The 13623-nt window shown below is 55.9% G+C and carries 13 protein-coding genes, 1 pseudogene and 1 other annotated feature; of the genes and pseudogenes, 10 read left to right on the forward strand and 4 right to left on the reverse strand.

The features are described 5' to 3' along the window. Positions 1-12: 12 nt before the first annotated feature. A complete protein-coding gene (sbcB, locus tag BM373_RS05505) occupies positions 13-1437 on the forward strand; it encodes an exodeoxyribonuclease I (protein WP_090460307.1) in 1425 nt (474 codons plus the stop codon). Positions 1438-1702: 265 nt separating this feature from the next. Here the strand turns inward: sbcB and BM373_RS05510 are convergent, their stop codons facing one another. From BM373_RS05510 to BM373_RS05520, 3 genes and pseudogenes are all read right to left on the reverse strand, one after another. Further along, positions 1703-3064: an APC family permease gene (locus BM373_RS05510; protein WP_090460309.1), complete on the reverse strand. Its 1362-nt coding sequence runs from the start codon at positions 3062-3064 to the stop codon at positions 1703-1705. Positions 3065-3354: 290 nt separating this feature from the next. Further along, positions 3355-4260 (reverse strand): annotated as a pseudogene (locus BM373_RS05515) (LysR substrate-binding domain-containing protein); the annotation flags it as partial. Positions 4261-4305: 45 nt separating this feature from the next. Next, the gene (locus BM373_RS05520) at positions 4306-5130 is read right to left on the reverse strand and encodes an SDR family oxidoreductase (RefSeq protein ID WP_090460314.1); all 825 of its coding nucleotides are present in this window, start codon (positions 5128-5130) and stop codon (positions 4306-4308) included. A 174-nt stretch (positions 5131-5304) separates the two neighbouring features. Here BM373_RS05520 and hisL point away from each other — a divergent pair, with 174 nt between their 5' ends. The 9 genes from hisL to hisIE all read left to right on the forward strand — a co-directional run bounded on the left by hisL (position 5305) and on the right by hisIE (position 12510). After that, positions 5305-5355 carry a his operon leader peptide gene (gene hisL / locus BM373_RS21405; RefSeq protein ID WP_001364200.1) on the forward strand — a complete coding sequence of 17 codons (51 nt, stop codon included), beginning with the start codon at positions 5305-5307 and terminating at the stop codon, positions 5353-5355. Continuing rightward, positions 5331-5454 (forward strand) — a sequence feature (His leader region). (Overlaps the previous gene by 25 nt.) A gap of 35 nt (positions 5455-5489) precedes the next feature. Further along, positions 5490-6389 carry an ATP phosphoribosyltransferase gene (hisG, locus tag BM373_RS05525; RefSeq protein ID WP_090460316.1) on the forward strand — a complete coding sequence of 300 codons (900 nt, stop codon included), beginning with the start codon at positions 5490-5492 and terminating at the stop codon, positions 6387-6389. A gap of 4 nt (positions 6390-6393) precedes the next feature. Next, positions 6394-7698: a histidinol dehydrogenase gene (gene hisD / locus BM373_RS05530; RefSeq protein WP_090460318.1), complete on the forward strand. Its 1305-nt coding sequence runs from the start codon at positions 6394-6396 to the stop codon at positions 7696-7698. Further along, positions 7695-8756, forward strand: coding sequence for a histidinol-phosphate transaminase (gene hisC, locus BM373_RS05535; protein ID WP_090460321.1), 1062 nt, complete (start codon positions 7695-7697; stop codon positions 8754-8756). The genes hisD and hisC overlap by 4 nt, the downstream gene beginning before the upstream one ends. After that, a complete protein-coding gene (hisB, locus tag BM373_RS05540; RefSeq protein ID WP_090460323.1) occupies positions 8753-9820 on the forward strand; it encodes a bifunctional histidinol-phosphatase/imidazoleglycerol-phosphate dehydratase HisB in 1068 nt (355 codons plus the stop codon). Before hisC ends, hisB begins: the two co-directional genes overlap by 4 nt. After that, complete coding sequence (gene hisH / locus BM373_RS05545) at positions 9820-10410, forward strand: imidazole glycerol phosphate synthase subunit HisH (RefSeq protein ID WP_090460325.1); 591 nt, start codon at positions 9820-9822, stop codon at positions 10408-10410. The genes hisB and hisH overlap by 1 nt, the downstream gene beginning before the upstream one ends. Continuing rightward, positions 10410-11147, forward strand: a complete 738-nt coding sequence (gene hisA / locus BM373_RS05550) for a 1-(5-phosphoribosyl)-5-[(5-phosphoribosylamino)methylideneamino]imidazole-4-carboxamide isomerase (protein ID WP_090460326.1) — start codon at positions 10410-10412, stop codon at positions 11145-11147. The genes hisH and hisA overlap by 1 nt, the downstream gene beginning before the upstream one ends. Beyond that, positions 11129-11905, forward strand: coding sequence for an imidazole glycerol phosphate synthase subunit HisF (gene hisF / locus BM373_RS05555; protein ID WP_090460327.1), 777 nt, complete (start codon positions 11129-11131; stop codon positions 11903-11905). The genes hisA and hisF overlap by 19 nt, the downstream gene beginning before the upstream one ends. Next, positions 11899-12510, forward strand: a complete 612-nt coding sequence (hisIE, locus tag BM373_RS05560; RefSeq protein WP_090460330.1) for a bifunctional phosphoribosyl-AMP cyclohydrolase/phosphoribosyl-ATP diphosphatase HisIE — start codon at positions 11899-11901, stop codon at positions 12508-12510. Before hisF ends, hisIE begins: the two co-directional genes overlap by 7 nt. A gap of 49 nt (positions 12511-12559) precedes the next feature. Here hisIE and wzzB read toward each other — a convergent pair whose 3' ends face one another. Then, complete coding sequence (wzzB, locus tag BM373_RS05565) at positions 12560-13540, reverse strand: LPS O-antigen chain length determinant protein WzzB (RefSeq protein ID WP_090461070.1); 981 nt, start codon at positions 13538-13540, stop codon at positions 12560-12562. Between the last annotated feature and the right edge of the window lie 83 nt (positions 13541-13623).

Genomic DNA, 13623 nt, shown 5'->3' on the forward strand with positions numbered 1-13623 from the left:
GGATGATCTCTGGTGTCTGAAACCGCTGCGTTGCCTACCTTTCTCTTCCACGACTACGAAACCTTCGGTACCAGCCCGGCGCTGGATCGTCCGGCGCAGTTTGCCGCCCTGCGCACTGACGCCGACTTTAACGCCACCGGTGAGCCGGATATTTTTTACTGTAAACCTGCTGATGACTATCTGCCGCAGCCGGAAGCGGTGCTGATTACTGGCATCACGCCGCAGCTTGCCCTCGAAAAAGGCGAGAATGAGGCCGCATTTGCCCGGCGTATCCATGCGCTGTTTACCGTTCCGGCCACCTGCGTGGTGGGCTATAACAACGTGCGCTTTGATGACGAAGTGACGCGCAATATTTTTTATCGCAACTTTTACGATCCCTATGCCTGGAGCTGGCAGAACAACAATTCACGTTGGGATCTGCTTGATGTGATGCGCGCCTGCTACGCCCTGCGTCCGGAAGGGATCAACTGGCCGGAAAATGATGACGGCCTGCCGAGTTTTCGCCTTGAGCATCTGACCCGCGCCAATGGCATCGAACATGCCAACGCGCACGATGCGATGGCCGACGTGTATGCCACTATCGCCATGGCGAAGCTGGTGAAAGAGAAGCAGCCGAAACTTTTCAGCTATCTGTACAACTACCGCAGCAAGCACAAGCTCGCTACGCTCATCGATGTGCCGCAAATGAAGCCGCTGGTGCACGTCTCCGGGATGTTTGGTGCCGCGCGTGGTAATACAAGCTGGGTCGCGCCGCTGGCCTGGCATCCTGAAAACCGCAACGCGGTGATTATGGTCGATCTGGCGGGCGATATGACGCCGCTGCTGACGCTTGATGCCGATGCGTTGCGTGAACGGCTGTATACCGCCAGAACCGATTTAGGTGATGATGCCGCCGTGCCGGTGAAGCTGGTGCATCTGAATAAATGCCCGGTGCTGGCGCAGGCCAATACGCTGCGGGCAGAGGACGCCGAACGTCTGGGCATTGACCGCCAGCGCTGTCTGGACAATTTAAAAGTGCTGCGGGAAAACCCGCAGGTGCGGGAAAAAGTGGTGGCGATTTTCGCCGAAGCCGAGCCGTTTGTGCCTTCAGAGAATATTGATACCCAGCTTTATAACGGCTTTTTTAGCGATGCGGATCGCGCGTCGATGAAAATTGTACTGGAAACCGAGCCCCGCAATCTGTCGGTGCTGGATATTACCTTTGCGGACAAACGCGTTGAAAAACTGCTGTTTAATTACCGGGCGCGTAATTACCCCGGCACGCTCGATGAGCAGGAGCAACAGCGCTGGCTGGCGCACCGGCGTGAGGTATTTACCCCGGAGTTTTTAGAGGCGTATGCGCAGGAGCTTGAAGCGCTTTATCACCAGCACGAGGGAGACGGCGGGAAACAGGCGTTGCTGAAAGCGCTGTTTCAGTATGTGCAGGAGATTGTGTGATTGACCCTCACCCCGGCCCTCTCCCTCAGGGAGAGGGAGAAAGGCAGGTGAACCCCTCTCCCTGAGAGAGAGGGAGAAAAGCGGGCGATCCCCTCTCCTAGGAGAGAGGGAGAAAAGCGGGTTATCACCTCTCCTGAGGGAGAGTCTGCGCACAATCGATCCCCTCTCCTGGGGGAGAGGGTTAGGGTGAGGGCGAAAGTTTAAATCCAGCCCATAAAAAAACCGGAGGCTGATGCCTCCGGTTTTTTATTACCGCTCGCAGGGATTACTGGGCGATATCTTCGTACTGTGGTACCGGGTTGCGGAAACTTTTGGTCACGCAGGCCAGATACAGCAGACCAATCGCACCCCAGATGAGGCCCAGAATCATGGAGCTCTCTTCCAGGTTCACCCACAGCGCACCTACCGTCAGCGCGCCACACATTGGCAGCACCAGGTAGTTGAAGTGGTCTTTCAGCGTCTTGTTGCGCTTCTCACGGATCCAGAACTGCGAGATCACGGAGAGGTTAACGAAGGTGAAGGCCACCAGCGCACCGAAGTTAATCAACGCCGTCGCGGTTACCAGGTCAAAGTTAATCGCCAGCAGCGCAATTGCGCCAACCAGCAGCACGTTCCATGCCGGGGTGCGCCATTTCGGGTGCACATAACCGAAGAAACGGGTCGGGAACACACCATCACGGCCCATCACGTACATCAGACGAGAAACGCCCGCGTGTGCCGCCATACCGGAAGCCAGCACGGTAATGGTGGAGAAAATCAGCACGCCGAACTGGAACGCTTTACCCGCAACGTAGAGCATGATTTCCGGCTGAGACGCGTCCGGCTCTTTAAAGCGGGAGATGTCCGGGAAATAGAGCTGCAGGAAATAGGACGCCATGATAAACACCAGGCCGCCGATCAGTGCAGTCAGGAAAATCGCTTTCGGGATCACGCGCTCAGCGTCTTTGGTTTCTTCAGACAGCGAAGAGATGCCGTCAAAGCCCAGGAACGAGAAGCACAGGATGGTTGCACCGGTGATCATCGGCACCACATGCGCGCCTTCAGACCAGAACGGACGGGTGCTGGTCAGCGTGCCCGCGCCTTCACCGTGCGCCACACCGTAGATGATGAGGCCCACAATCACCGCCACGATACCCATTTGCAGGATCACGATCAGGGTGTTGAAGTTCGCCACCGACTTGATGCTGCGCAGGTTAGAGATGGTCATAAAGGCCACCAGCGCAACCACGAACAGCCATGACGGCACGCCCGGCACCAGCGCTTCAAAATAGATTTTCGCCAGCAGAATGTTGATCATCGGCATGAACAGGTAGTCCAGCAGTGATGACCAGCCCACCATAAAGCCAACAACCGGGCTGATGGATTTCTGGGCGTAGGTATAGGCGGAGCCAGCGGACGGGAAACGACGCACCAGTTTACCGTAGCTCAGCGCAGTAAAGAGAATGGCAACCAGCGCAAAGGCATACGCCGTTGCAACATGGCCATCGGTTAAACCAGAGACAATGCCGAACGTATCGAACAGCGTCATCGGCTGCATATAGGCAAGACCCATCATTACAACCGGAATCAACGTAAGGGTTTTACGCAATTCCACGCGAGAGGTTTTTGGAGTAACGTTATGCGACATGGTTAAACCCCCATTACGGCGAATGCCGTCGCAAAAGCAAAAAATTGCCCCATCTGTTTTCTTTCCTCAGCGACAACGACTGTCGGTTTTTAAATGTGTATCTATCCGGTACGAAGCCCGGCCTCTTTGATTTAAATGGCGTTTTTGTTGCAAAAAAATAACCGACGCAGTGAGCGTCGGTTAATATCATTTTTTGCAGGCGGCATATTTTGCACCAAACTAAGGCGCGATGACAAGACAGTGAGAAGCCGATCACGAGAAATTTTTCATAAAGCGCGCGGTATTGCGGCATCTCCGGAATTGTAAACGTTAGCGATCGCACGATTTGTTAATATTTCCTGGCACCACCAGGCGCTTGCCAGCCCCGCCGTTTGCTCGTTCCAGCCAATCCAGACCGACTCCGGCGAGCTACCGACGACCACGCGTTTTTCCACCAGCGCCCCGCTTTCCAGAAACCGCTGCGCCAGATAGCGCGGCAAATAACCGCAGCCGAGGCCGCCCATTTGCAGTTCCAGTTTAGTTTTAAAATCAAAGACGGTGATCGCTTCCCGATCGTCGGTAAGCGGCTGCGATAACGCGCCTGCGGCGGTGCCGCTGCCAACGATAATGGCGCGATGGCTTTTGATTTCGCGGCGGGAAAGCGGCTCGGCCTCTTTCGCCAGCGGATGATGAGGAGCGACGGCAAACACCTGCTCCAGCGTGCCCAGACGGGCGAAACCGAAACCACTCATCATCGGCGGATCGCGCAGCGCGCCAACGATCATATCGGCCCGCCCTTCCGTTAACGCCTCCCACGATCCGGACATCACGCCGTTGATAAACTTCAGCCGGGTGACGCTGTGATCTTTATAAAAGGCTTCAATCAGCGGAACGAGCAGCGAAAACGGGAAGGTATCATCCACACCGATCACCAGATCGTTTTCCCACCCCTGATGAAGTTTGACCGCCTGCTTTTCCAGTTCCCGCACGGAATGCAGCACTTCGCGCCCTTTTTCCAGCAGTAACTGGCCGGTTCGGGTGAATTTCGCCCGATGCCCACTGCGGTCAAGAAGCTGAATATTGAGGTCGCTCTCCAGTCGGTGAACGGTGTAACTCAGCGCCGAGGGAGTTTTGTACAGCTTTGCCGACGCCGCAGCAAAGCTCCCCTCTTTTTCAAGCGCATCAAGAATGACAAGAACATCCAGCAATGGTTTCATGCTCGCTCCCTCGCGGTGCGCGACCAGTCCCCCCTGCTGACGCCTCTATTCCATCGGCATGAGCAGTGGATCGGGATATTGATAGTCAAATCCCAGCTCTTTGGTGATTCGACTGCCGTCTATGATTTTCCCTTTGTCATCATGGCTGGCATCAAGAAAATGCGGGGCCGCTAAATTCAGCTGACGGGCCATGACAGGGTAAAACGTTGCCCGCGCCGGGTGTAGCGGCGCACAGATATTATAGATGTGCCCGCCTTTCGGGGCCTGCAACAATAGGGTGATTGCGTTAACCACATCTTCAAGATGCACAAGGTTAACGCCGTGCTGACCGTCAGGTGCGGTTTTCCCGGCAAAGAAGCGCCCGGGATGACGCCCCGGCCCGACAAGCCCGGCCAGGCGCAGAATATCAACAGAGGTTCCCGGCAAATTATGCAGCCAGTCTTCAAGCTCCTTGAGCACGCGCCCGCTGGCGGTGACCGGATTGCGCGGCGTGTTCTCTTTGGCAATGCCGTTAAATTCGCCATAAACCGAGGTGGAACTGGTGAAAATAATACGCGGAATGCGATGCGCCAGCGCGCTGTCGACAATCTCCTGCATCGCCTGCAAATAGAAGGTTTCCCCCGGCCCGGTGCGCCGCGCAGGTAGCGTAATCACCAGCGCATCGACGTTCATCAGCTCATCCAGATCGTCGGCATCGCAAATAAGTTCGGGTTCCAGACGCAACAGATAGCTGTTTATGCCGCACATGCGCGCCGCCTCTACCCCGTCCTGTGTGGTTTTACTGCCCGTGACCTGCCAGCCTCGTGCCGTTAATGACAATGCCAGCGGCATCCCCAGCCATCCCAGTCCGACAATGGCGACCTTCTTCATGCGTTTTCTCCCGACGTTCACGCGTAAGCTTTAAGGCTACGCCAGGCTCGCGTAACTGACAATTCATACGATGAATATGAAATGAATTAATGATTAAAAAAAGCCCTTGCCTTCGGTAGTCAAAGTGGTTTAGGTTAATTGCCAACATATGAATAATCATTCATCGAGAATTTTATGACACGCGTTCAATTTAAACACCACCATCATCACCATCATCCTGACTAGTCTTTCAGGCGATGTGTGCTGGAAGACATTCAGATCTTCCAGTGGTGCAAGAACGCATGAAAAAGCCCCCGGAAGATCGCCTTCCGGGGGCTTTTTTTTGAACCAAATTCAGGCAGGTTAAGAGGATAAAAAGAATGTTAGATAATACCCGTTTACGCATAGCTATTCAGAAATCCGGGCGTTTAAGCGATGATTCACGCGAATTACTCGCCCGCTGCGGCATAAAAATCAACCTGCACACGCAACGGCTGATCGCGCTGGCGGAAAACATGCCCATCGACATTCTGCGCGTGCGTGATGATGACATTCCGGGCCTGGTGATGGACGGCGTGGTCGATCTGGGGATTATCGGGGAAAACGTGCTGGAGGAAGAGCTACTGACCCGCCGCGCACAGGGCGAAGATCCGCGCTATTTCACGCTGCGTCGCCTGGACTTCGGCGGTTGCCGCCTGTCGCTGGCAACGGCGGTCGATGCAGTCTGGGACGGCCCGGCCGCGCTGGATGGCAAGCGTATCGCCACCTCTTACCCGCACCTGTTAAAGCGTTATCTCGACAAAAAAGGCGTGTCGTTTAAATCCTGCCTGCTGAATGGTTCTGTCGAAGTCGCTCCCCGCGCGGGCCTTGCCGATGCGATTTGCGACCTGGTCTCCACCGGTGCGACCCTTGAAGCCAACGGTCTGCGTGAAGTGGAAGTGATTTACCGCTCGAAAGCCTGTCTGATCCAGCGCGACGGCGAGATGGACGAGGCCAAACAGCAACTCATCGACAAACTGCTGACCCGTATCCAGGGCGTGATTCAGGCGCGCGAATCCAAATACATCATGATGCACGCGCCAACCGAGCGTCTGGAAGAAGTTATCGCCCTGCTGCCGGGCGCTGAACGTCCGACCATCCTGCCGCTGGCGGGCGATCAACAGCGTGTCGCTATGCACATGGTCAGCAGCGAAACCCTGTTCTGGGAAACCATGGAAAAACTGAAAGCGTTGGGTGCCAGTTCGATTCTGGTGCTGCCGATTGAGAAGATGATGGAGTAAGGCCATGAGCTTCAATACCGTAATCGACTGGAACCGCAGCACGCCTGAGCAACAGCGCGATTTGCTGATGCGCCCGGCAATCGCCGCCTCGGACGCCATCACCCGCACGGTGGTGGAGATTCTGGACAATGTGAAGGCCAACGGCGACGCGGCGCTGCGTGAGTACAGCGCGAAGTTTGATAAAACCACCGTGACTGAACTGAAAGTGACGGCGCAGGAAATAGAAGAGGCCAGCGCGCGTCTGGGCGATGACCTCAAGCAGGCGATGGCCGTGGCGGTAAAAAATATTGATACCTTCCACACGGCACAGATTCTGCAAACCGTTGATGTGGAAACCCTGCCCGGCGTGCGCTGCCAGCAGGTGACGCGTCCGATTGCGTCGGTCGGCCTGTATATTCCCGGCGGCTCCGCGCCGCTGTTTTCCACGGTATTGATGCTGGCCACGCCTGCACGCATTGCGGGCTGCAAAAAAGTGGTGCTCTGCTCTCCCCCGCCGATTGCCGATGAGATTTTGTATGCGGCGAAACTGTGCGGCGTGCAGGACGTTTATAAGGTTGGCGGCGCGCAGGCGATTGCCGCCCTCGCGCTCGGCACCGAATCCATCGCCAAAGTGGATAAAATTTTTGGCCCCGGCAACGCGTATGTCACCGAGGCGAAACGCCAGGTCAGCCAGCGTCTTGACGGTGCGGCGATCGACATGCCCGCCGGCCCGTCTGAAGTGCTGGTGATTGCCGACAGCGGCGCGACGCCCGATTTTGTCGCCTCCGATCTGCTCTCCCAGGCCGAGCACGGCCCTGATTCACAGGTGATTTTACTGACCCCGGATGCGGCAATGGCGCAAGCGGTCGCCGACGCGGTTGAGCGCCAGCTGGCCTATCTGCCGCGCGCTGAAACCGCCCGCCAGGCGCTGGCGGCAAGCCGTCTGATCGTGGCGCGCGACCTGGCGCAGTGCGTGGAGATTTCCAACGCCTACGGCCCGGAGCATTTGATCATTCAGACCCGCGATGCCCGTTCGCTGGTGGATGACATCACCAGCGCCGGTTCCGTCTTCCTCGGCGACTGGTCGCCGGAATCCGCCGGGGATTACGCGTCAGGCACCAACCACGTTCTGCCGACCTACGGCTATACCGCCACCTGCTCAAGCCTCGGGCTGGCGGATTTCCAGAAGCGCATGACCGTGCAGGAACTCTCCCGTGAAGGCTTCGCCTCACTTGCCGCGACCATTGAAACCCTTGCCGCCGCTGAGCGTCTGACGGCCCACAAAAATGCCGTTACCCTGCGCGTTAATGCCCTTAAGGAGCAAGCATGAGCATTGAAGAATTAGCGCGCGAGAACGTGCGCAATCTGACGCCCTATCAGTCTGCGCGTCGTCTGGGTGGCAAAGGGGATGTGTGGCTCAACGCCAACGAATTTCCAACCGCCGTTGAATTTCAGTTCGGTCAGCAAACGCTGAACCGCTACCCGGAATGCCAGCCGAAAGCGGTGATTGAGAATTACGCTCAATATGCCGGGGTCAAACCGGAGCAGGTACTGGTCAGCCGTGGCGCAGATGAAGGCATCGAGCTTTTGATCCGCGCGTTTTGCGAACCGGGCAAAGACGCAGTGCTGTTCTGCCCGCCGACTTATGGCATGTACAGCGTCAGCGCCGAAACCTTCGGCGTGGAAACCCGCACCGTGCAGGCGCAGGAAGACTGGCAGCTCAATTTACAGGGTATTGCCGATAAGCTCGACGGCGTGAAACTGGTCTACGTGTGCAGCCCGAACAACCCGACCGGGCAGATTATTAACCCGCAGGATATGCGCACCCTTCTGGAAATGACCCGCGATAAAGCGCTGGTGGTGGCCGACGAAGCCTATATTGAGTTTTGCCCGCAGGCGACGCTGGCGGGCTGGCTGGCGGAGTATCCGCATCTGGTGGTGCTGCGTACCCTGTCGAAAGCCTTTGCGCTGGCGGGTTTACGCTGTGGCTTCACGCTGGCGAACGAAGAGGTGATCAACCTTCTGCTGAAAGTGATCGCCCCTTACCCGCTTTCCACCCCGGTTGCTGATATCGCGGCGCAGGCGTTGACGCCGCAGGGCATCGTAGCAATGCGCGAGCGCGTGGCGCAAATTCTGGCGGAACGTCAGTATCTGGTGGCGAATCTGCGTGAGATTGCCTGCGTGGAGCAGGTGTTCGATTCGGAAACCAACTATATTCTGGTGCGCATTACGGCATCAAGCGCCGTCTTTAAATCTCTGTGGGATCAGGGCATTATCTTACGCGATCAGAATAAACAACCCTCTTTAAGCGGCTGCCTGCGGATCACCATCGGCACTCGTGAAGAAAGCCAGCGCGTCATTGACGCCTTACGTGCGGAGCAAGTATGAGCCAGAAGTATCTCTTTATTGACCGTGACGGGACGCTGATTAGCGAGCCGCCGAGTGATTTTCAGGTCGATCGTTTTGACAAACTGGCGTTTGAGCCAGATGCCATCCCGGTACTGCTGGCGCTGCAAAAAGCAGGCTTTAAGCTGGTGATGATCACCAATCAGGACGGTCTGGGGACGGCGAGCTTCCCGCAGGATGAATTTGACGGTCCGCACAATCTGATGATGCAGATTTTCACCTCGCAGGGCGTGGTGTTTGATGAAGTGCTGATTTGCCCGCATTTGCCTGCTGACGAGTGCGACTGCCGCAAACCGAAAGTGAAGCTGGTGGAACATTATCTGGCGGAAGAGGCGCTGGATAAAGCCAACAGCTATGTGATTGGCGACCGCGTAACGGACATTACGCTTGCCGAGAATATGGGCATCACCGGTCTGCGCTACAACCGCGAAACCCTGAACTGGGCGATGATTGGCGAACAACTGACCAAACGCGATCGCTATGCGCATATTGAACGCAACACCCGCGAGACGCAGATCGACGTGAAGGTGTGGCTGGATCGCGAAGGCGGCAGCAAAATTAATACCGGCGTCGGCTTCTTTGATCACATGCTCGACCAGATTGCTACCCACGGCGGCTTCCGCATGGAAATCGCTGTTAAAGGCGATTTGTACATCGACGATCACCACACCGTTGAAGACACCGGGCTGGCGCTGGGTGAAGCGCTCAAACTGGCGCTTGGCGATAAACGCGGCATTAACCGCTTTGGTTTTGTGCTGCCGATGGATGAATGTCTGGCGCGCTGCGCGCTGGATATCTCCGGTCGTCCGCATCTGGAATACCGCGCCGATTTTACCTATCAGCGCGTGGGTGATTTAAGCACTGAGATGGTCGAGCACTTCTTCCGCTCGCTCTCTTACACCATGGCGGTGACGCTGCATTTGAAAACCAAAGGCAAGAACGATCACCACCGCGTTGAAAGCCTGTTCAAAGCCTTTGGTCGCACGCTGCGCCAGGCCATTCGCGTTGAGGGCGATACCCTGCCCTCCTCGAAAGGAGTGCTGTGATGAACGTGGTGATCCTCGACACCGGCTGCGCCAACCTGAACTCGGTCAAATCTGCGATCCTGCGCCACGGCTACGAGCCGCTGGTCAGCCGCGACCCGGATGTGGTTTTGCGCGCCGATAAACTGTTTTTACCGGGCGTGGGCACCGCGCAGGCGGCGATGGATCAGATCCACGAGCGCGAACTGGTGGAGTTAATCAAAGCCTGTACTCAGCCGGTGCTGGGCATTTGCCTTGGGATGCAGCTACTGGGCCGCCGTAGTGAAGAAAATAATGGCGTCGATCTGCTCGGCATTATTGAAGAGGATGTGCCGAAGATCCCCGATGCGGGCCTGCCGCTGCCGCACATGGGCTGGAACCGCGTTTACCCGAAAGCCGGGAATCGCCTGTTTAATGGCATTGAAGACGGCTCCTGGTTCTACTTTGTGCACAGCTATGCGATGCCGGTGAACGCCTTTACCATCGCCCAGTGTCAGTACGGCGAGGCGTTTACCGCCGCCGTGCAGAAAGACAATTTCTACGGCGTGCAGTTTCACCCGGAACGATCCGGGGCGGCAGGCGCGCAGTTGCTGAAAAACTTCCTGGAGATGTGATGATTATTCCGGCTTTAGATTTAATTGACGGCACGGTCGTGCGTCTGCATCAGGGGGATTACGGTCAGCAGCGCGACTACGGCACCGATCCGCTGCCACGGTTGCAGGATTACGCCGCGCAGGGCGCGGAAGTGCTGCACCTGGTGGATTTGACCGGGGCGAAAGATCCGGCGAAGCGCCAGATCCCCCTGATTAAAACCCTGGTGGCGGGCGTGAACGTGCCGGTACAGGTCGGCGGCGGCGTGCGCAGCGAAGAAGACGTGGCGGCGCTGCTCGACGCAGGCGTGGCGCGCGTGGTGGTTGGCTCAACGGCGGTGAAATCGCCTGAAGTGGTTAAGGGCTGGTTTACGCGTTTTGGCGCGGAAGCACTGGTGCTGGCGCTGGATGTGCGCATCGATGAAGCGGGCAACAAACACGTTGCGGTCAGCGGCTGGCAGGAAAACTCCGGCGTGACGCTGGAAGAGCTGGTTGAAACCTATCTGCCGGTGAGCCTGAAGCATGTGCTGTGCACGGATATTTCCCGCGATGGCACGCTGACAGGCTCTAACGTTTCACTCTATGAAGAAGTGTGCGCACGTTTTCCGCAGGTGGCGTTCCAGTCCTCCGGCGGCATCGGCGGTATTGATGATGTTGCCGCCCTGCGCGGTACGGGCGTGCGCGGCGTGATCGTGGGTCGTGCGCTGCTGGAAGGAAAATTCACTGTAACGGAGGCCATCCAATGCTGGCAAAACGGATAATCCCTTGTCTTGACGTGCGTGACGGCCAGGTGGTGAAAGGCGTGCAGTTCCGCAATCACGAAATTATTGGCGATATCGTCCCGCTGGCAAAACGCTATGCCGACGAAGGCGCGGATGAGCTGGTATTCTACGATATCACCGCCTCCAGTGATGGCCGCGTGGTGGATAAAAGCTGGGTGGCGCGCGTGGCGGAGGTGATCGACATTCCGTTCTGCGTGGCGGGCGGGATTAAATCCGCAGAAGATGCGGCGAAGATCCTCACCTTTGGCGCGGACAAGATTTCCATTAACTCCCCTGCTCTTGCCGACCCGGAGCTTATCACCCGTCTGGCAGACCGTTTTGGTGTGCAGTGCATCGTGGTGGGCATTGATACCTGGTTTGACGAGGCCACCGGGAAATATCACGTTAATCAGTACACCGGGGATGAAAGCCGCACAAAAGTGACGACCTGGGAAACCCTCGACTGGGTGCAGGAAGTGCAAAAGCGTGGCGCGGGTGAAATCGTTCTTAACATGATGAATCAGGACGGCGTGCGCAACGGTTACGATCTGACGCAACTGAAAAAGGTGCGTGAGGTCTGCCATGTGCCGCTGATCGCCTCGGGCGGTGCCGGCACCATGGAACACTTCCTCGAAGCCTTCCGCGACGCCAATGTCGACGGCGCGCTGGCGGCGTCCGTGTTCCACAAACAGATTATTAATATTGGCGAACTGAAAGCGTACCTGGCAGAACAGGGCGTGGAGATTAGGGTATGTTAACAGAGCAACAACGCGCCCAACTGGACTGGGATAAAACCGACGGACTGCTGCCTGCGGTGGTGCAACACGCGGTATCCGGCGAAGTTCTGATGCTGGGCTATATGAATCAGGATGCGCTGGCGAAAACCATTGAAAGCGGTAAAGTGACCTTTTTCTCACGCACAAAACAGCGTCTGTGGACGAAAGGCGAAACCTCCGGGCATTTCCTTAACGTGGTCAGCATGACCGCGGACTGCGACAACGATACGCTGCTGGTGCTGGTGAACCCCATCGGGCCAACCTGCCATAAAGGAACCTCCAGCTGTTTCGGCGACACCAGCCACCAGTGGCTGTTCCTGTATCAGCTTGAACAACTGCTGGCTTCGCGCAAAAGCGCCGATCCCGAAAGCTCATACACCGCGAAACTCTACGCCAGCGGCACCAAACGCATCGCACAGAAAGTGGGTGAAGAAGGTGTGGAAACCGCGCTCGCGGCAACCGTGCATGACCGGGATGAGTTAACCAATGAAGCGTCGGATTTGATGTATCACCTGCTGGTGTTACTCCAGGATCAGGAACTGGACTTAACGACGGTGATTGAGAATCTGAGAAAGCGGCATAAATAAGGCAAAAAAACCGGGCCTGAAAGGTACCCGGTTTTTTTATGTCTGACGTTTAGGTTCTTGGCTGATAATTACGGATGGCGTTTCGTACCAGGACGGCACCTGCTCCGAACATAGCTCCCAACAACGCCGCAATTAACACTGTCAGGGAGCGTTTCGGGCTGTCGCGGAACAAGGGATCAGTTGGTTTCATGACATAACGATATGCATGCATATTTGCCGGATCAGGTTTGATACGCTGAATATCCAACAAATTTTGCCAGGTTCGATAATAATCCCCTGAGAACACCAGCGGTCGTGAGGCTTCGTTCTTGATCATAGACTCAAGTGCATCACTGCCGAGCAGGAATAAGGTATCTTGCGTGACATCCTGGGTTTGCTGCACCTGGGGTTGGTTGATACCCGCATCCTTAGCAAATGTTAGCGCCTGCGTAATCTGCTTGATGCGCAGATTTTTTTGCTCCTGGGCCACTTTTCGCTGGGTCTTCAGCGAGTCCTGAAGCTCTGTGAGACGTGATTTAATGTTGGTTGCCAGATCCTGATCCAACTCATCAGCTATTTGTTCATCAACCTGCTGAATATATTTCGCCAGTTGCTGCTGTGCATGTTTGGCTGAATCACCCTGATAGGTGACCTTAAGCGGTAAAGGCTGGCCTTTTACTGTGGAATCAATGGTCAAGGCTTCTGGTGCTGATTGGTTTTTAAGCGTTTCAGCCAGTGCAGAAAACGCCCCGCTAAAGCGAGTGATTACCCGCTGTTGAATGTCAAGATTGTCGACTTTTCCCCCACCATAAATCAGTGTCATTGCATTGGTATAGCCTGCAATTTGACCGGCATCTGGCATGGTAATAACAGCCGTTGAGGTCCATTTCTCTTTTACTACCGACACATAGATTCCGGCGATCACAACTGCAATCACCATGAAAATGGCAATAAGCCACTTCCCACGCCACAGCTGCATTAAAATATCAATTAAATCAACTTGTTCAGAGTTGTTATTCCCTCTGACAAAATTATTATCGTTGTGCGTCATAGCAACCTTAAGAAGAAGATTCCAGTCTAAGATTAAAAATTCAGTGTAGTGTACACTTTCCATAAAATCCTGGAATCAGAATC

This window comes from Enterobacter sp. kpr-6, assembly GCF_900116015.1.
Lineage (GTDB): Bacteria > Pseudomonadota > Gammaproteobacteria > Enterobacterales > Enterobacteriaceae > Enterobacter_D.

Excerpts from the sequence above, each read along its gene's own strand:
- hisC (WP_090460321.1), top strand. The coding sequence starts at position 7,695 with ATGAGCATTGAAGAATTAGCGCGCGAGAACGTGCGCAATCTGACGCCC.
- hisIE (WP_090460330.1), top strand. The coding sequence starts at position 11,899 with ATGTTAACAGAGCAACAACGCGCCCAACTGGACTGGGATAAAACCGAC.
- hisB (WP_090460323.1), top strand. The coding sequence starts at position 8,753 with ATGAGCCAGAAGTATCTCTTTATTGACCGTGACGGGACGCTGATTAGC.
- hisF (WP_090460327.1), top strand. The coding sequence starts at position 11,129 with ATGCTGGCAAAACGGATAATCCCTTGTCTTGACGTGCGTGACGGCCAG.
- hisD (WP_090460318.1), top strand. The coding sequence starts at position 6,394 with ATGAGCTTCAATACCGTAATCGACTGGAACCGCAGCACGCCTGAGCAA.
- BM373_RS05510 (WP_090460309.1), bottom strand. The coding sequence starts at position 3,064 with ATGTCGCATAACGTTACTCCAAAAACCTCTCGCGTGGAATTGCGTAAA.
- BM373_RS05520 (WP_090460314.1), bottom strand. The coding sequence starts at position 5,130 with ATGAAGAAGGTCGCCATTGTCGGACTGGGATGGCTGGGGATGCCGCTG.
- hisH (WP_090460325.1), top strand. The coding sequence starts at position 9,820 with ATGAACGTGGTGATCCTCGACACCGGCTGCGCCAACCTGAACTCGGTC.
- hisA (WP_090460326.1), top strand. The coding sequence starts at position 10,410 with ATGATTATTCCGGCTTTAGATTTAATTGACGGCACGGTCGTGCGTCTG.
- hisG (WP_090460316.1), top strand. The coding sequence starts at position 5,490 with ATGTTAGATAATACCCGTTTACGCATAGCTATTCAGAAATCCGGGCGT.
- wzzB (WP_090461070.1), bottom strand. The coding sequence starts at position 13,540 with ATGACGCACAACGATAATAATTTTGTCAGAGGGAATAACAACTCTGAA.